The sequence below is a fragment of the Billgrantia pellis genome, from assembly GCF_008297955.1.
In the GTDB taxonomy this organism is placed as follows: Bacteria; Pseudomonadota; Gammaproteobacteria; order Pseudomonadales; family Halomonadaceae; genus Halomonas; species Halomonas pellis.
The window spans coordinates 291,969-308,951 of record NZ_VTPY01000007.1 but is presented as its reverse complement, the minus strand read 5'-3'; the positions used below and the strand labels follow the sequence as shown (position 1 = coordinate 308,951).

At 64.4% G+C, this 16,983-nt stretch carries 13 protein-coding genes; 6 read left to right on the top strand and 7 right to left on the bottom strand.

Translation table 11 applies throughout. From position 1 onward, the window contains the following. Positions 1-173 precede the first annotated feature (173 nt). From F0A17_RS18660 to F0A17_RS18645, 4 genes are read right to left on the bottom strand one after another with little or no spacing between them, the layout of a single operon-like run. Entirely contained in the window at positions 174-3,056 is a 2,883-nt protein-coding gene (locus tag F0A17_RS18660) for an FAD-binding and (Fe-S)-binding domain-containing protein (protein ID WP_149329863.1), read from the bottom strand. Further along, positions 3,053-3,721: a LutC/YkgG family protein gene (locus tag F0A17_RS18655; RefSeq protein WP_149329862.1), complete on the bottom strand. Its 669-nt coding sequence runs from the start codon at positions 3,719-3,721 to the stop codon at positions 3,053-3,055. Before F0A17_RS18655 ends, F0A17_RS18660 begins: the two co-directional genes overlap by 4 nt. Continuing rightward, positions 3,721-5,178, bottom strand: coding sequence for a LutB/LldF family L-lactate oxidation iron-sulfur protein (locus F0A17_RS18650; RefSeq protein ID WP_149329861.1), 1,458 nt, complete (start codon positions 5,176-5,178; stop codon positions 3,721-3,723). The genes F0A17_RS18655 and F0A17_RS18650 overlap by 1 nt, the downstream gene beginning before the upstream one ends. Then, entirely contained in the window at positions 5,175-5,930 is a 756-nt protein-coding gene (locus F0A17_RS18645; protein ID WP_149329860.1) for a (Fe-S)-binding protein, read from the bottom strand. The genes F0A17_RS18650 and F0A17_RS18645 overlap by 4 nt, the downstream gene beginning before the upstream one ends. 316 nt (positions 5,931-6,246) lie before the next feature. On the opposite strand from F0A17_RS18645, the gene F0A17_RS18640 reads away from it, so the two are divergent. The 3 genes from F0A17_RS18640 to F0A17_RS18630 are packed head-to-tail and all read left to right on the top strand — an operon-like array spanning position 6,247 to position 10,331. Further along, complete coding sequence (locus F0A17_RS18640) at positions 6,247-7,020, top strand: GntR family transcriptional regulator (RefSeq protein WP_149329859.1); 774 nt, start codon at positions 6,247-6,249, stop codon at positions 7,018-7,020. 10 nt (positions 7,021-7,030) lie between these two features. Beyond that, entirely contained in the window at positions 7,031-8,956 is a 1,926-nt protein-coding gene (locus F0A17_RS18635; RefSeq protein ID WP_187774742.1) for a sensor histidine kinase, read from the top strand. Beyond that, the gene (locus tag F0A17_RS18630; protein ID WP_149329857.1) at positions 8,949-10,331 is read left to right on the top strand and encodes a sigma-54-dependent transcriptional regulator; all 1,383 of its coding nucleotides are present in this window, start codon (positions 8,949-8,951) and stop codon (positions 10,329-10,331) included. The genes F0A17_RS18635 and F0A17_RS18630 overlap by 8 nt, the downstream gene beginning before the upstream one ends. On the opposite strand, the gene F0A17_RS18625 is transcribed toward F0A17_RS18630, so the two are convergent. The 3 genes from F0A17_RS18625 to F0A17_RS18615 form a co-directional block, all read right to left on the bottom strand. After that, positions 10,307-10,978, bottom strand: coding sequence for a metal-dependent hydrolase (locus tag F0A17_RS18625; RefSeq protein ID WP_149329856.1), 672 nt, complete (start codon positions 10,976-10,978; stop codon positions 10,307-10,309). The genes F0A17_RS18630 and F0A17_RS18625 overlap by 25 nt on opposite strands. A 120-nt stretch (positions 10,979-11,098) precedes the next feature. Beyond that, positions 11,099-11,647 (bottom strand): gamma carbonic anhydrase family protein, encoded by a 549-nt coding sequence (locus F0A17_RS18620; RefSeq protein ID WP_149329855.1) that lies wholly within the window; start codon positions 11,645-11,647, stop codon positions 11,099-11,101. A gap of 41 nt (positions 11,648-11,688) precedes the next feature. Continuing rightward, on the bottom strand, positions 11,689-13,029 hold the full coding sequence (locus F0A17_RS18615) for a sodium-dependent transporter (protein ID WP_149329854.1): 1,341 nt from the start codon (positions 13,027-13,029) through the stop codon (positions 11,689-11,691). 140 nt (positions 13,030-13,169) lie between these two features. Here F0A17_RS18615 and prlC point away from each other — a divergent pair, with 140 nt between their 5' ends. From prlC to F0A17_RS18600, 3 genes are all read left to right on the top strand, one after another. Further along, positions 13,170-15,221 carry an oligopeptidase A gene (prlC, locus tag F0A17_RS18610; RefSeq protein WP_149329853.1) on the top strand — a complete coding sequence of 684 codons (2,052 nt, stop codon included), beginning with the start codon at positions 13,170-13,172 and terminating at the stop codon, positions 15,219-15,221. Positions 15,222-15,296: 75 nt separating this feature from the next. Next, positions 15,297-15,542 (top strand): YheV family putative zinc ribbon protein, encoded by a 246-nt coding sequence (locus F0A17_RS18605; RefSeq protein WP_149329852.1) that lies wholly within the window; start codon positions 15,297-15,299, stop codon positions 15,540-15,542. Between the two features lie 443 nt (positions 15,543-15,985). After that, on the top strand, positions 15,986-16,972 hold the full coding sequence (locus F0A17_RS18600; protein ID WP_149329851.1) for a TAXI family TRAP transporter solute-binding subunit: 987 nt from the start codon (positions 15,986-15,988) through the stop codon (positions 16,970-16,972). Positions 16,973-16,983: the final 11 nt, after the last annotated feature.

Genomic DNA, 16,983 nt, shown 5'->3' with positions numbered 1-16,983 from the left:
TTGCCCGTCGCCGGCAGCGGATGCGTACTTTACGGGTTTCCCCGCGACCCCGCAAGGGCCGCTGGCAAAAAAGTTTCAGAATGACGGCAGGCGCATGAAGAAGCGATGACGGCAGAACTATCCACAGCCGCTCGCGAGCCACAGCCGCTCGCGAGTGAGCGACTGTGGATGACTCAGACTGTCTCGACCGCTTCCCTGCGCTCGCGGCTGGCACGATCGAGCAGCGACAGAATCGAACGATACGGGATGCCGCCATGCAGCGACAGACCGATCTCGCAGGTGCGCGAGTTGGAGTAGCCGGCGTCGCACTCCTCCACCTGCCCGGCCAGCCCCTGGAGCGCGGAGGCGTTAAGCTCCGGCGTAACCAACCCCTTGTCGCCGGCGAAGCCGCAGCAGGTAATCTCGGCCGGTACCACCACCTCACGGGCGCAGGCCCGCGCCAGGGCCACCATCCGCTCGCCCAACCCCATGTGGATGCTGGAGCAAGTCACGTGCACCGCCACCCGCTCATCGAGCGGCAGGATATCGAGGCGCGGCAGCAGATGATCGTGGGCGAAGGCTACCGGCTCCTGCATCGCGAGGCGGTCATCCAGCCGTCCCTGCATGTGCAGCACGCAGGGGCTGGTGTCGCTGAGTATCGGATAACGGCCGTTCTGGCTTGCCACCAGCAGCTCACGGTTGAGCTCGCGCGCCTTGTGCGTCGCCTCCTCGAACTGGCCCTTGGATTGGAAGGCCATACCGCAGCAGAGATGTCCTGGCATCTCCGGCACGATCACTTCGAAGCCGGCCTTCTCCAGCAGCGAAAGGGTGATCTCCATGATCGAGCGGTTCTCGCTGTCGCCATAGGCGGCGCCGAAGACACGGGTAGCACAGGAAGGGAAATAGACCACCTTGTCACGCATGCCACCGGCCGCAGGTTCTCGCTTGAGCACACGGATCGACGCCGCCTTGGGCAGGGTGGGAATCCACTGGGGCACCTTGCCGCCACTGGCCTGGGTGATGGCTCCACTCACCTTGAAGAGCCCTTTCTCGCCCAGTACGGTGCGCCCGACGCCGGCCAGGTTGAGCATACCCCTCGCCAGCCGCGTGGTGCCGGAGAAATGGCGCCCCATCCGACGAGCCAGGTGGGCATGCGCCGCCAGCCGATCATGGCGCATCTCACGGATCAGCTCACCGGTGTTGATACCCACCGGGCACTGGGTAGCGCACAGCCCGTCGACGGCGCAGGTCTCGTCGCCGGCGTAGCGGTAATCCTCACGCAGCCGTTCGAGACACTCGGCATTCTTGGCGTCGAGTCTTTCACCCAACGCCTCGAGCCTGGCCATCTCGCGGGCAGCGACGATGCGCTGCCGCGGCGTGAGCGTGAGATCGCGCGAAGGGCAGACATGCTCGCAGAAGCCGCATTCGATGCACTTGTCGACGATGGGATCGACAGCCGGCAGCGGCTTGAGGTTCTCCAGGTGCAGGGTTGGATTGCGACTGAGGATGACGTCGGGGTTGAGCAGGTTCTCGGGGTCGAACAGCCCCTTGATTTGCCACATCAGCGCGTAGGCCTCGGGCCCCCACTCCCATTCGACGTAGGGTGCCATGTTACGCCCGGTGCCGTGTTCGGCCTTGAGCGAGCCACCGTATTCGACGCCGACCAGTTGTGCCACCTCGTCCATCAGCGCCTGGTAGCGCTCCACCTCGCCGGGCTTCTCGAAGCCTTGCGGAAAGACGAAGTGCAGGTTGCCCTCCAGGGCGTGGCCGAAGAGGATCGCCTCCGGGTAGCCGTGGCGATGGAAGACCTGAGTCAGCGCCAGCACGCCCTCGTCGAGACGTTCGATGGGAAAGGCGACGTCCTCGATGATCACCGTGGTACCGGTGTCACGAACCGCCCCAACGGCGGGGAAGAGCCCCTTGCGAATTTTCCAGTAGCGTTCGTAGGAGGTTTTGTCGCGGGTGAAGGTGACCGGCTCCAGGGTGTGGATGCCCTCGAAGATGGCCTGCACCGCATCGAGCCTGGATTCGAGCTGCGCCTCGTCGTTGCCGCGCACATCGATGAGAAGCGCCGCCGCCCCGTCAGGTAGGGTCTTGAGCCCCTCAGGCATGCCCGGCTTGTTTTCCACCGAGCGTAGCGCAGCGCGATCCATCAGTTCCACTGCGGATACCGGCGCGGACTTGAGTGCGATGGTGGCACGGCAGGTCGTGGCCATATCAGGCAGGAAGACCAGCGCCGCAGCCTTGTGCGGTTCGTCGACCACGGTGTCGTAGGTAATGGTACTGATAAAGCCGAGCGTGCCCTCGGAGCCGATCAGCAGGTGCTTGAGAATTTCGATGCCGTCGTTGAAATCGATCAGGCTGTTGAGCGCATAACCGGTGGTATTCTTGAGCCGGTATTTGTGACGGATCTTTTCGGCCAGTGGCGCGTTGGACCGGGTTTCGGCGGCGAGCCGCTCGAGCCCCTCGATGAGTCCTGCGTGGCTACGGCGGAAGTTCGCACGGCTGGCCGGGTCGGCAGTATCCAGACGCGTACCGTCGGCCAGGATTACACGCATGTCGCGCACTGTGCGGTAGCTGTTCTGCGCCGTGCCGCAGCACATGCCCGAGGCGTTGTTGGCGGCGATCCCGCCTATCATGCAGCTATTGATGGAGGCCGGATCGGGACCGATCTTGCGCCCGAAAGGGGCCAGCAATTGATTGGCCCGGGCGCCGATGACGCCGGGCTGCAGGCGGATCGCCCGGCCATTGTCGAGGATCTCGTGCCCGCGCCAGCCCTCGCGCAGTTGGATCAGCACCGAGCCGCTCACCGCCTGTCCCGAGAGCGAGGTCCCGGCGGCACGGAAGGTGACCGGCAGCCGGCGCTTGCGACAGCCGGCCAGCACCGCCACCAGTTCCTCCTCGTCAGCGGGGCGCACCACCAGCTTGGGTATCAGCCGGTAGAAACTGGCGTCGGTGCCATAGGCCAGGGTGCGCAGCGGATCGTCGATCAGCCGCTCGTCGGGCATGATCGAAAGCAGCTCTTGCTTGAGCTCTTGCCAGGCATCGATGGGTGGCGCCACCTTGCCAGCGGTCATGGGCGCTCCTCGGCGTGGCGCAGCAGCACCACCAGCTCGCGGGGGCCATGCACGCCGTAGGCCAGGGTCTGCTCAATGTCGGCGGTCTTGCTCGGCCCGGAAATCAGCAGCGCGTTGGTGGGCATGCCACCGGCCCAGCCGTGGGCCTCGATCACGTCGAAGAAGGTGTCTTCAATGGTGTCGGCATCCAACACCGCGACATGGATCGGCGGCACCAGGCTCAGCAGCCTCGGCTCATCGGGGGTCGGCCACAGCCACAAACTGCCGGTCTCGGCGATGGCGCCGCGGGTGGAGGTCAGGCCGGCATCGGTGTCGTGGAACTGCTCGTGCCGCCAGGACTCGACATCGCGGTCGGCGTCGATCAGGGAGACGTCACCTTCGGCAAGGGCGGCACGCGCCTCGGCGGCCACAGGGTGTTCCCGCCCCAGCGCCAGGCGACGAATGCCTTTGGCTTCGAGCACTTCGGCAAGCGCCTTGGTCCAGCCGTCGTGCGAGGTGTGGATCACCTCGCCGTGAACCGAGGTAATCAGGCGCTCGAAGCGGGCCAGCCGCTCTTCCTGGCTCCAGTCGCGCCCGGTGACTACGGCGAAGTCGCTCTCAGGCGCCGCCAAGGGTCCGTCGGTGCGCTCGCGCAGGCGTTTGAGAATGTTGTCGCGGGCAGTCATCAACGCGTCTCCTCATTCTCATCGGCCTTGTTTGCCTGATGGCGCTTGACCAGGGCATGCAGCGAGACCTTGGCCGGCTTGGGGGCAGTGCGGTATTCCGTCCACGGCCCCAGCCTCGACGGCATCAGCGCCTGGAGCTTACCGGCCAGCGCCATACCGCTGCGCCAGGCGGCGGGATGCGTGGCCAGCCATTGGAACCCTTTCCAGGCCGCCACCTCCGTCTTCGTCCGCTTGACACCTGCGCCGGGCACGTTGCCGCGCCCCTCGCCCACCGACTCTCGTCGCAGACGCACCAGCAGATCGGGAATCGGGATCTTGACCGGGCACACCTCGCCACAGGCACCGCACAGGCTCGACGCCGTGGGCAGGTCCTTGGTTTCTTCCAACCCCATCATATGCGGCATCAGGATGCTACCGATAGGACCGGGGTAGGTGGTGCCGTAGGTGTGGCCACCCACCCGGGTATAGACCGGGCAATGGTTCATGCAGGCGCCGCAGCGGATGCAGCGCAAGGTGTCGAGCAACTCGTCGTCTTGATAGATGTTGGAGCGGCCGCTGTCGACCAGCACGAGGTGAACCTCCTGCGGTCCATCGTGCTCGCCGGACTTCCTCGGCGAGCTGATCATGTTGAAGTAGGTGGTGACGTGCTGGCCGGTGGCCGAACGGGTGAGCAGCGCATAGAGCGGTGGCACGTCGCGCAGTTGCTCGACGACTTTCTCGATGCCGGTCACGGCGATGTGCACCGGCGGCACGGCGGTGGTCATCCGCCCGTTGCCCTCGTTTTCCACCAGGCACAGGGTGCCTGTCTCGGCCACGGCGAAGTTGACCCCCGAGATACCCACGTCGGCAGCCATGAACCGCTCGCGCAGCTGGGCCCGGGCCGCCGCGGTCATGATGTCGACGTCGCGGGTGCGCTCGGTACCCGTCCTGTCGTGCAGGATCTTGGAAATCTCGTCGGTGTTGAGATGGATCGCCGGCATGATGATGTGGGAAGGGGTCTGCTCGTTGAGCTGCACCAGGTACTCGCCGAGGTCGGACTCCAGCGCCTCGATGCCCGCCTCCTCCAGGTGGGCATTGAGATGCATCTCCTCGGAGACCATCGACTTGCCCTTGATCACGGCCTTGGCCTCGTGGCGCTCGCAGATCCCGCGAATGATCCGGCATGCCTCATCGCCGTTCTCGGCCCAGTGCACCTGAATGCCGTTGGCCTGACAGTTGGCCTCGAGCCTCTCGAGCAGGTCGGGCAACTTGGCCAGCGCGCGCAGGCGAATGTTGGCACCGAGTTCGCGCAGTGTCTCGAGATCCCAGTCGCTGAATACGTCGCGCCGCTTGGCCATCAGACCATCCATGGCCCGACGGAAGTTGGCGCGTATCTGGGGATTGCCGAGGGCATCATGGGCTTGACGATGAAACTCGCGAGGCGTGAAGGTCTGCACCGACTCGTGTGCTGAGCTCATGAGGTTCTCCGCCACAGGTAGCTGGCGATGTGCTCGCCCTTGATCGCCTTGTCCTGTTGCTCGAACCGGCCGGCAATGTTCATCAGGCAGCCGCAGTCGGAGGTGACGAAGCGCGTCGCACCGGTGGCCGCGATGGCCTGGGTCTTGTCCTCGACCATGGCGGCGGAGACCTCGGGATGGCGCACGGCAAAGGTGCCGCCGAAACCGCAGCATTCGGCGGCACGCGCCTGCTCCGCCAGCTCGACCTGGCCCATACGGGCAAGCAGTGCCGGACCGGTCTCGGCCAGCCCCATCTCGCGCCGCGCACTGCAAGAGGTGTGCATCGCGACCCTCTCCGACGGCCCTTGGTCCTCGAGCCGTAAATGGCAGACGTGTACCAGGAACTCGGTGAGTTCATAGATTCGCCCCGCCACTTCGCCTGCCAGGGTTTCACGGTCGGTACCGGCGAATAGCTGGGGATAGTGGATGCGCATCATGCCGCCACAGGAGCCCGAAGGCACCACGATCGGCCAAGGCTCGGAAAACAGGTCGAGCTGTGCCGCAGCGACGGCCCGTGCCTCGTCATGATAGCCGGAAGTATAGGCCGGCTGACCGCAGCAGGTCTGATCCTGAGGGTAGAGCACTTCGATACCCTCGCGCTCCAGCAGGCGAATGGCATCCAGGCCCGCCTGAGGATAGAAGAGATCGATGAGGCAGGTGCCGAAGAGATACACCTTCTCCGGCTTGGGTGGGTACAGCTTGACTGACGTCATGAGGCTCCCTCACTGTCGGCCGCGGCGACGTACGGCTTTGTCATGTTCTTGCCTTGCTTTCTACGAGCAAATTGGTTTTACCAATTTACCGTAAAAGGTGAATGAACCTTAGAGTTCCCCCCCTGTCAGTGTCAAACGACGACGATGTCTTTACCCCCTCCCTTCCTATAGACTTTGGTCGATCACACAGGGTAACGCCTAGGCACTCCTAGGCATCGGTTCCGGCCTTCCGCATGGCGAACACGGTTTGCAAGGCGGACCCTTTCGGGCCATTATTGGTAAGACCAATTATGCACCATCGCTCCCGGATGACTACATGACCTACCAGACCGTACGTCAGCCGCGATTGGCCGATGTCATTACCGAACGCCTCGAGGCGATGATCCTCGAAGGGAGCCTGAAACCCGGCCAGCGGTTGCCGCCGGAGCGGGAGCTGGCCGAACGCTTCGGCGTGTCGCGTCCTTCGCTGCGCGAAGCGATTCAGAAGCTGGCGACCCGCGGCTTGCTGACCAGCCGCCAGGGCGGTGGCACCTTCGTCACGCATGAACTCAACAGTGGCTACAGCGACCCCCTGCTGGACATGCTGGCCCGCCATCAGGAGTTCCACCTGGACCTGCTCGAATTCCGCGATGCCATGGAAGGGCTCTCCGCCTACTACGCCGCCCTCCGCTCGACCCCGGCCGATCGCGCCATGCTGCTCAAGCGTTTCGAGGAGCTGGAAGCCTGCTTCGCCGGACGCGATCCCGAACTGGAAGCCAAGGCCGACGCCGCCTTTCACCTGGCAATCGCCGAAGCGGCGCACAATGTACTGCTGCTGCACACCATTCGTGGCATCTTCGACTTGCTGGAGAAAAGCATCGTCGACAATCTCGCCCATCTGTTCGAGAAACCCCAGTCGCGTCCCATGCTGATGAAGCAGCACCGAGCCCTGCTCGACGCCATTCTCGCAGGACAAGCCGAGGATGCCCGGGCGCGTTCCCACGAGCATCTGGTCTTCGTCGAAGAGGGACTGCTCGAGATGGAGCGTGCCGAGACCCGCGCCCAACGGGCACTGCGGCGCGCCCAGGCGCTGCCGAAAATCCAACCCTGAGGAACGCCGCGTGAAGGCTCCGCATCGCCCGCCTCGCATTTCGGCTCGGCTTCGCCGACTGCTCCTGCTGCTGTTGCCGGTAGGACTGGTGATCGTCATGTGGCAAGCGGCCCAAGTGGCGCGCGAGCAGGCACTACAGGCCCTCGTGCGCGAGGCCGAAAACGAACTGCGCCTCTCCGCTGCCGGCCTCGAGGGGCACTTGACGCGTCACGACTACCTGCCCCAACTGCTTGCCTCGCGTGAAATGGTGCGGCGTTTCCTGCTCAATCAGGGGCAACAGGACCCGATGCCGCTCAACCTGCTGCTCGACCAGTTCCGCGCCACCGCCGATGTTTCCGACGTCTACCTGCTGAACGCGAACGCGGATACCGTAGCGGCCAGCAATTGGCATCGGCCCGACACCTTCATCGGTCAGAACTACGCCTTTCGCAGCTATTACCAGGATGCCATCGAGGGCAAGCGCGGCCGCTTCTATGGCCTGGGGGTCATGTCGCTGGAGCGCGGCTACTACTTCTCGGCCCCGGTGTGGCTCGACGATACCGCCCCCGACGCTCGTCCCAGCGGCGTGATGGTGATCAAGGTACTGCTCGATGCGATCGAAGAGAGCTGGGCCGAGCAGGACGCGGAGCTGCTGGTGACCGACGAGGATGACATCATCTTCATGGCCAGCTACCCCGCGCTGCGCATGGCCGCCCTGCATCCGCTCTCCGAAGAAGAGCGACAGGCGTTGCTGGCGACCCGTCGCTATGCCGACGAACCGCTCTCCCCTGCCGGTATCGACGTTTTCGCACAACGTGACGACGGCAGCCGGCTGGTGCGATTCACTCAAGGGGCGCTGGACGGAAGCCGCTATCTCGGCCTGGCACGCCATATGGAAACGTTCGGCTGGGACATGCACATCCTCAAGCCGCTGGACTCGGTCTACAGCGCACAGTGGTTCACCGCCTTGCTCGCCGGCGGCCTGTATGGCGTGGTCACGCTGGCGGGCGGCATCGGCTGGCAGCGAATGCGCCTGCGCCGCGAACGCGAGCTGTTCGCCGAACGCGAGCGCCAGACCCTGGCCCGGGCGCGTGACGAGCTGGAGCGCAATGTCGCGCACCGCACCCGCGACCTGCTCGAGACCAACCGTCTGCTTTCCGACGAGATCGAGGAGCGTCGTCGGGCCGAGGAGAACCTGCGCCTGACCCAGGATGAGCTGGTACAGGCCGCCAAGCTCGCCGTGCTCGGCCAACTGGCCGCCGGCATCAACCATGAGCTCAACCAGCCGCTGGCGGCGATACGCGCCTACGCCGAGAACGCCCGCACCTTTCTCGAGCGTCAGCGGCTGGAAGCCGTCGATGCGAATCTGGTCCAGGTGGTGGAACTGACCGAACGCATGGCGGAGATCAGCGCCCAGTTGCGCCAATTCTCGCGCAAGAGCGATAGCTCGCTGACCGCGGTTTCGGTCCAGGCCTGCTTCGATTATGCATTGCGCCTCTACCAGGCACGCCTGCGCAGCAGTCACGTCCAGGTGAAGCGCCGCTGGGGTGAAGAGCAGGTCTGGGTGCACGCCGACCTGGTACGCCTCGAGCAGGTACTGGTCAACTTGATCGGCAATGCCCTGCAGGCGATGGCCGATAGCCCTGAGCCGACATTGATTCTCGGCATCGAGAGAGAAGAGCACCAAGTGTGCATCAGCGTGACCGACACCGGCCCCGGCATACCGGAGCCATACCTGTCGCGTATCTTCGAACCTTTCTTCACCACCAAGTCGCCCGGCAGCGGTCTAGGGCTGGGCCTGTCGATCTCGTCACGCATCATCACCGATCTCGGCGGACGCATCGAGGCTACCAACCCGCCTGGCGCCGGGGCCCGCTTTACCATTACCCTGCCGCGTGACGAAGGCCCCGACAGCCACCGCCTGTCGCCAACCGAGGAGCAGCGTTCCCATGCATGACCCGGCGGCCACTCCGGTACTCATCATCGACGACGAGCCCCACCTGCGCATCACCGCCGGGCAAACCCTGGAGTTGGCCGGCTATCAGCCGGAACCCCATGCCAGCGCGGAAAGCGCGCTGAAGACTCTCACTCCCGACTTTGCCGGGGTGATCGTCTGCGACATCCGCATGCCGGGCATGGACGGCATGACGCTACTGCGCGAAGTGCGCCTGCGCGACCCCGACCTGCCGGTGATCCTGATTACCGGCCACGGCGATATTTCCACTGCCGTGGAGGCCATGCGCGAGGGTGCCTGGGATTTCCTGGAGAAGCCGTTCGCCGGCGAGCGCCTGGTCGAGATGGTTCGGCGCGGGGTCGACAAGCGCCGTCTGAGCCTGGAGAACCGGCGTCTCAAGGCCGAACTGGAAGCGCAACAGGCCGCCCCCGGGCCGCGTCTGGTGGGGCGCACCCCGTCCACCCAGCGACTCGCTTCCATGGTGCAGCGCATTGCCCAGGTCGAAACCGACGTGCTGTTGTTCGGCGAGACCGGTACCGGCAAGGATCTGGTCGCTCGTGCCATCCATGAGCGCAGCCCCCGTGGCGGGCATCCCTTCGTCGCGATCAATTGCGGAGCCGTGCCCGAGAGCATCATCGAGTCGGAGCTGTTCGGCCATGAGAAGGGCGCCTTTACCGGTGCGGTGGAGCGGCGCATCGGCAAGTTCGAGTACGCCAATGGCGGCAGCGTATTCCTCGACGAGATCGAATCGATGCCACTGGCGTTGCAGGTCAAGCTGCTGAGGGTGCTGCAGGAGCGCTGCATCGAGCGGCTGGGGGCCAATGAGGCCGTGCCCCTGGACATACGCGTGATCGCCGCTACCAAGGTCGATCTCAAGCTGGCCGCCGAGGCCGGTGAATTCCGCGAGGATCTCTACTACCGACTCAACGTGGTGACCCTGCCGATTCCACCGCTGCGCGAACGACGCGAGGATATCCCACTGCTGTTCCAGCACTTCGCCGTGGTCGCCGCCAACCGCAGCGGGCTGGAGGCGCCACCGCTGGACACCTGCGATATCTCCACGCTGATGGCCCATGATTGGCCTGGCAACGTGCGTGAACTGCGCAACCTGGCCGAGCGCTACGTCCTGCTGGGCTCGGCCTTCGATTACCGTCTCGACATCCTGCTCGAGGGTACCGAGCCGGGCAGTGCCGAACTGGCGCTGCCACAGCAGGTCGAGCTGTTCGAGAAGAGCCTGATCAGCCAATCGTTGGCCAGCCATCGCGGTCGCATCACCGAGGTGTGCGAGCACCTCGGTCTGCCGCGCAAGACGCTCTACGACAAGCTGCGCAAGTACGGCCTGAAGGCCGAGGACTATCGCCACAAGGTCGCGCCCTGAGCCAGCAGCCCCATTAATGGCGCCCATGGCGGCAACCAGGGCAGCAGCGCCAACGCCGTCATCAGCATGGCCAATGAATTCCCCGGCGCCTTGAGATCGAAGGGCTTGATCGCGGTACCGAAGGAGCGCTTGATGCGCGCCCCGGTCAGGTCGACGCTGTACGCTTCGTCGAGCAGCAAGTGTATGACGAAGCCGACAGCCAGCGACACGCCGTGCGCCCAGGCCAGCCAAGCCCCCGGCGCGAAAAAGCGTTGACTCAACGCGGTGGTCATCAGGCCGCACAGGGCGGCTGCCAGTAGCGAATGCCAGAGGCCTCGATGCACGGTAAAGCGACTGAACACCCCCCCGGCCAGATAACGCACGATCAGATAGATGCCACCGCACACCAGCAGTAGCGGCCCGAGGGGCATCCAGGCCTGCAGCAGCAGCGCACCGGCCACCACGGCAGGGATCGCCAACAGATTGAAGATCAGCCGGATCGCCTTGGAGCTGTCCGCATCGATGTCGGGCAGGATGCCGCCGAAGGTGACCAATCCCAGCATCACCGCTCCCTGCCATGGCCCCCATAGTCCCGCCTGCCAGCCGCCGTGCGCCAGCACGGCGCCACCGGCGGCGGCCACGCCGAGATGGGTGCGAAAATCGGCCATGCCGAGGCAAGCCTCCCACTGGATAAATTACCAGATTATGACTTGCCCGCTCATGAAAAAACAATGACTTGTCCTTCACGCCGGCAATGACTTGGTCAATCGTCGGTAACGCGTCCCAGCTCAGCTCTGGGCGGCCAGGTATTCGTCTTTGAGCTTGACGTAGTTTCCTGCCGTATATGGGAAGAATTCCCGCTCACTCTGCTTGAGCGGGCGCAGCGCCCTGGCCGGATTGCCGGCATAGACGAATCCCCTCTCTAGACGCTTCCCCGGCGTCACCACGGCGCCGGCAGCGATGATCACTTCGTCCTCGACCACGGCGCCATCCATGACGATGGCGCCCATGCCCACCAGGATGCGGTCTCTCAACGTGCAGCCGTGAAGGATCGCCTTGTGACCGATGGTTACGTCGTCGCCGATGGTCAACGGGAACCCCCCGGGATTGAACTCGCTGGCGTGGGTGATATGCAGCACGCTGCCATCCTGCACGCTGGTACGGGCGCCGATGCGGATACGGTGCATGTCGCCGCGGATCACCGCCATGGGCCATACCGAACAATCGTCACCCAGCACCACGTCGCCCAGCACCATGCTGGACGGATCCACATAGACCCGCTCCCCCAGCATCGGCCGTTTCCCCTGCCACGGACGAATAGGATCGTTTGCGCTCATGTCAGTCTCCTGGGCCGGCGGCGTGCCAGCGTCTCATAGCGTCACAGCAACCCGGCGGCCAGCACCAGAGCCGCCAGCGGAATCGAGACCCAGCGTACCACCGTCCGCCATAGGAAAAAGCCCGATTCGCCAACGCCCAGGGCCGCCTGCGCCTCGTGTCGCGGCATCACCCAGGCGGAAAAGACGGCGATGAGCAACCCCCCGACCGGCAGGAATATCTCGGTGGGAATGGTCGTCACCAGATCAAAGGCATTCATGCCGAACAGCGGCCGCCACCCAGAGAGGGTAGAAAACGAGAGCGCCGACAGCAGCCCCATCAACCACACCAGGACACCGACGAGGGTCGCGGAACGACCGCGCCCGAGGCCGCGTCCCTGCAGCGTGGCGACCATCGGCTCGGCCAGGTTGATCGACGAGGTCCAAGTGGCTAACAACAGCAGTAAAAAGAAGGTACTCAGCCACAGCGCCCCCCAAGGCAACTCGGCGAAGGCGATCGGCAAGGTAACGAACATCAGACCGGGCCCTTCGCCAGGATCCATGCCCTGCGAGAACACCACGGAAAAAATAGCGATGCCGGCCAACAGCGCCACCCCCACGTCAAGCAGCGCTACCGCGCCGGCGGCGTGCGGCAGGCTCTGGCGTTCCGGCATGTAGGCGCCGTAGGCCATCAGTGCGCAAGCCCCCACCGCCAGCGTGAAGAAGGCATGCCCCATCGCATGCATTACCACCATCGGGGTGATCGCCGCCAGGTCGGGGCGGAACAGCCAGGCCAACGCCGTGCCAAAGCCATCGGTGGTGGCGGCATAGCCCGCCAGCAGCATCAACAGCAGATAGAGCAGCGGCATCAGTAAATTATTGAGCCGCTCGAGCCCCTTGGCGACGCCAGCGGCCACCACGGTCATGGTCATGAACAGGAACAGCGTATGGTTGAAGACCATGCGCCACGGATCGGCCAGGAACGCCTCGAAGCCGGCACCGATCTCGGCAGGGTCGCGTCCCACGAAACCGCCATTGATGGCGGTAACGAAAAATTCGATCGACCAGCCCGAGACCACCGAATAGAAAGAAAGGATACAAAAAACGGTAAAGGCGCCAAACAGCCCCAAGAAGCGCCAGTGACGGCTGGCACCAGCCAGTGCGGCCAGGTGGCCCAGCGACTCCACGGGCGAGCGCCGCCCGGCGCGCCCGATGAGGATCTCGGCCATCATGATCGGCAGCCCCAGCAGCAGGACGAAAGCCACGTACAGCACTAAAAAGGCGGCGCCGCCGTTCTCCCCGGTGATGTAAGGGAAGCGCCAGATATTGCCCAGCCCAACGGCCGCACCGGTCACCGCCAGAATGAAGGCTCGCCGGGTACTCCAGCGCTCCAGGGTTGCGTTCATGCCATCACCTCGACTTTCATGGAGGCGCAAGCCTATCAGGCCGGCCCGCCGCCACCAATCCTCGGCGGGGATTGAAACCCGGGGCTTCCGGCCGCATCTAATCGCTACCGATTCTCCCGACGACCGCTACCGAGGTGCGCATGTCCCACAACCCGCTGCTCGAACCCCACGACCTGCCACCCTTCGACGACATCAAGCCGGAGCACGTGGTGCCAGCGATAGAGAAGCTTCTGGCCGACAACCGCGCCGCCATCGAGACGCTGGTCGAGCGCGCGCAGCGGGAGACACCGACCTGGGACAGCCTGGCCGCTCCACTGGAGGCGCTCAATGACCGGCTGTCGCGGGCCTGGTCACCGGTTTCGCATCTCAACGGCACGATGAATTCGCCTGCCTTGCGCGAAGCCTACCAGGCGTGCCTGGCCAAACTTTCCGACTACAGCACCTGGCTCGGCCAGCACGAGAGCCTGTTCCACGCCTGGCAAGCGTTGAAGGAAGGTCCCGCCTGGGCCGGACTGGACGAAGCTCAACGACGCAGCATCGACAATACCCTGCGTGACTTCCGCCTGGCCGGCGTCGACCTGCCGACCGACAAGAAGCGGCGCTACGGAGAAATCCGGGCGCACCTCTCCGAACTGGCCAACACGTTCTCCAACCAGCTGCTCGATGCCACTCAGGCATGGCACAAGGAGATCGATGATACTTCCCGACTGGCCGGGTTACCGGATAGCGCCCTGGCGACCCTGGCGGCCAACGCTGAGGCCAAGGGCGTTCAGGGCTATCGCATTACCCTAGATTTTCCCAGCTTCTATCCGGTGCTGACCTTCGCTGACGATCGCGACCTGCGCCGCGAGGTGTACACCGCCTTCGTCACGCGCGCCTCCGACCAGGGCCCGCATGCCGGCGAGTACGACAACGCGCCGATCATCGAAGAGACACTGCGTCTGCGTCGCGAACTGGCCGAGCTGCTGGGCTTCGGCAGCTACGCCGAGTATTCGCTTTCCACCAAGATGGCCGAGTCGCCGCAGCAGGTGCTCGATTTTCTGGAAGACCTGGCGCGCCGCGCCGTGCCGCAAGCACACGAGGAGTTCGCCGAACTCGAGGCCTATGCGCGCGATACGCTGGGCCTTTCCGAGCTGGCGCCGTGGGATATCGGCTACGCCAGCGAGAAGCTGCGCGAGGCGCGCCATGCCATCTCGCAGGAGCAGTTGCGTCCCTACTTCCCCGCGCCGCGCGTGGTCGACGGTCTGTTCCAGGTGGTCGAGCGGCTCTATGGTGTCACCTTCGAAGAAGATACCGACGCGCCCCGCTATCACTCCGAGGTTCGCTACTTCCGTATTCTCGAGAACGGCGAGGCCATCGCCGGCTTCTACCTGGACCTCTATGCCCGCGAAGGAAAGCGCGGCGGCGCCTGGATGGACGAGTGCCGCGTACGTCGTCGGCACGAAGACGGCGCGCTGCAGCTGCCGGTGGCCTACCTGACCTGCAATTTCACCCGTCCGGTGGGCGACAAGCCGGCGCTGTTGACCCATGACGAGGTCACTACCCTGTTCCATGAATTTGGCCACGGCCTTCACCACATGCTGACCCGGCAAACCGTCGCCGACGTCTCCGGCATCAATGGCGTGGCCTGGGATGCGGTCGAACTGCCCAGCCAGTTCATGGAAAACTACTGCTGGGAGCGCGAGGGGCTCGACCTGATCGCCGGCCACGTGGAAAACGGCGCACCGCTTCCCACCGAACTGCTCGAGCGCTTGCAAGCCGCGAAGAATTTTCAGTCCGCCATGGGCCTGGTGCGTCAACTGGAGTTCTCGCTGTTCGATCTGCGCCTGCACCATGAGCTCGCCGCCCCCTCAGCGGAAAATGTCCAGGCACTTCTCGACGAGGTACGCAATGCCGTCTCGGTGGTGCCGAGAGCCACCTTCAACCGCTTCCAGAACGGCTTCAGCCATATCTTCGCCGGCGGCTATGCCGCAGGCTATTACAGCTACAAGTGGGCCGAGGTGCTCTCCGCCGACGCCTGGAGCGCCTTCGAGGAGGCCGGCATTTTCGATCCCGATACGGGGCGGCGCTTCCGCAGCGAGATTCTCGAGCAGGGTGGCGCACGCGATGCCGCCGAACTCTTCCGCGCCTTCCGCGGACGCGAGCCCAGCGTCGAACCACTGCTGCGTCATAGCGGCATCCACGCCGCCTGACAGCGGTACCCGGGCGCGGTATCGTAAGCGCATTGACTCGCCACCGGCGCCCGGTGGCCGACATACGGAGTACTCATGTCCGTTAAGAAACGTTTCATCGCTGGCGCCATCTGCCCCCGCTGTGCCGCCATGGATCGCATCCGCGCGTGGGAGCAGAACGGCGTACGTTACCGCGATTGCGTGGCGTGCGATTTCTTCGAGCAGGCCCCCATCGTGGACGAAGCGGTGACCGAGCTCGAAACGCGCGTTAACCGCGAGCGCGAGGAGCAGCGGCGCGACACCCTTCAGACCGTGAAAATTCTTGATCCCGGAAAGCGCTGACGCAGCGAATACGCCCTACCGGCTCGTTACCGGCGAGCACGTCGAAATCCACTAACCTTGGCGCCTGCCCAGACCAGGCAAGGCGCCATCGCCCCCCTCTCGATCTGCCGACACCGGGCCAGTCGTATGTTCCCTTCTGACGGAGCCCACCTCATCCTTGTTCCTCTTCGGCCGCACAGTATGCGGATTTCCGCACAGCGCGTAGCTGCGCATGTGTGGGACTCCAGCCCTTCTCCACTCAGTCGAATTCGACTTTAGTCGAAATAAAGATCGGCAACGTATTGTTGTTTTTAGGTAAACTCACGCATGGCACAACGCCTGCTTATCCCTCTTGCTTACGCGGTTCCGGCGCCCGGGCGCGTCAGAACACGTTCTGCACCATAATGACTGACAGCGTGCCGAGAGGCCGCTGATGCATAACCATAACTGTAACGGAGATAGCCATGCGCAACCTCACACCCAAAGTGTTCACTGGAACGCTGGCCAGCGCCCTTGTGCTCGCCGCGGCCTCGGCCTCGGCTCAGGATCGCTCCGATTGGCCGAGCAATTTCACCGTGGGCACTGCCAGCCAGGGCGGCACTTACTTCGTCTATGGTTCCGGCTGGGCCAACCTGATCGCCGACGAACTCGACATTTCCGGCGGCGGCGAGGTCACCGGCGGCCCGACCCAGAACCTGGCCCTGGTGCATGGCGGCGACGTGGCCTTCGGCCTGACCACCATGGGGCCGGCCGCGGACGCAGTGAAGGGTGAAAGTCCGCTGGCCCCGGGCGTGCCGATGGACAACGTCTGTGCGCTCTTCCCGATGTACGAGACACCGTTCTCCATTACCGCCCTGGCAAGCAGCGGCATCGAGTCGATTTCCGACATTCCCGACGGCGCCCGCATCGGCTTCGGTCCGGCCGCCTCCACGTCGGACACCTACTTCCCCGCCATGCTGGAGGAGCTGGGAGTCAACTTCGAACGCCGTAACGGTGGCTGGGGCGACCTGGGCGGTCAGCTGCAGGATGGCCTGCTGGACGTCATCGCCTTCGCGGCCGGCATCCCGATTCCGGCGGTCAGCCAACTTGAAGTACAGACCGACGTGAACATCATCGAGTTCACCGAAGAGGAGCAGGCGCAGATACTGGAGGCCTTCCCCGTTTCCGAATTCTCGATCCCTGCCAGCACCTACGAGACACTCGAGGAGGATGCGCGTGCCGTCTCCATGTGGAACTTTGCCATCGCCGGCTGTGATCTGCCGGAGGACTTCGTCTACGAAGTCACCAAGGTGACCATGGAGAACAACGACAAGATGCGCAACGTGCATCGCAGCGCCGAGCACAGCATTCCCGAGAACCTGAAGCACAACAAGGTGCTGCCGTTCCACCCGGGTGCCGTGCGCTGGTACGAAGAAAATGGTTACGAGATCGACGAATCGCTGAAGAAGTAAGCACCGTCGCT

What these genes read in the sequence shown, in the direction of transcription:
- F0A17_RS18645 (WP_149329860.1), bottom strand. Translation starts at nt 5,930, where the DNA reads ATGACGTCAGTCAAGCTGTACCCACCCAAGCCGGAGAAGGTGTATCTC.
- F0A17_RS18655 (WP_149329862.1), bottom strand. Translation starts at nt 3,721, where the DNA reads ATGACTGCCCGCGACAACATTCTCAAACGCCTGCGCGAGCGCACCGAC.
- F0A17_RS18620 (WP_149329855.1), bottom strand. Translation starts at nt 11,647, where the DNA reads ATGAGCGCAAACGATCCTATTCGTCCGTGGCAGGGGAAACGGCCGATG.
- F0A17_RS18660 (WP_149329863.1), bottom strand. Translation starts at nt 3,056, where the DNA reads ATGACCGCTGGCAAGGTGGCGCCACCCATCGATGCCTGGCAAGAGCTC.
- F0A17_RS18625 (WP_149329856.1), bottom strand. Translation starts at nt 10,978, where the DNA reads ATGGCCGATTTTCGCACCCATCTCGGCGTGGCCGCCGCCGGTGGCGCC.
- F0A17_RS18630 (WP_149329857.1), top strand. Translation starts at nt 8,949, where the DNA reads ATGCATGACCCGGCGGCCACTCCGGTACTCATCATCGACGACGAGCCC.
- F0A17_RS18650 (WP_149329861.1), bottom strand. Translation starts at nt 5,178, where the DNA reads ATGAGCTCAGCACACGAGTCGGTGCAGACCTTCACGCCTCGCGAGTTT.
- F0A17_RS18640 (WP_149329859.1), top strand. Translation starts at nt 6,247, where the DNA reads ATGACCTACCAGACCGTACGTCAGCCGCGATTGGCCGATGTCATTACC.
- F0A17_RS18615 (WP_149329854.1), bottom strand. Translation starts at nt 13,029, where the DNA reads ATGAACGCAACCCTGGAGCGCTGGAGTACCCGGCGAGCCTTCATTCTG.
- F0A17_RS18605 (WP_149329852.1), top strand. Translation starts at nt 15,297, where the DNA reads ATGTCCGTTAAGAAACGTTTCATCGCTGGCGCCATCTGCCCCCGCTGT.
- prlC (WP_149329853.1), top strand. Translation starts at nt 13,170, where the DNA reads ATGTCCCACAACCCGCTGCTCGAACCCCACGACCTGCCACCCTTCGAC.
- F0A17_RS18600 (WP_149329851.1), top strand. Translation starts at nt 15,986, where the DNA reads ATGCGCAACCTCACACCCAAAGTGTTCACTGGAACGCTGGCCAGCGCC.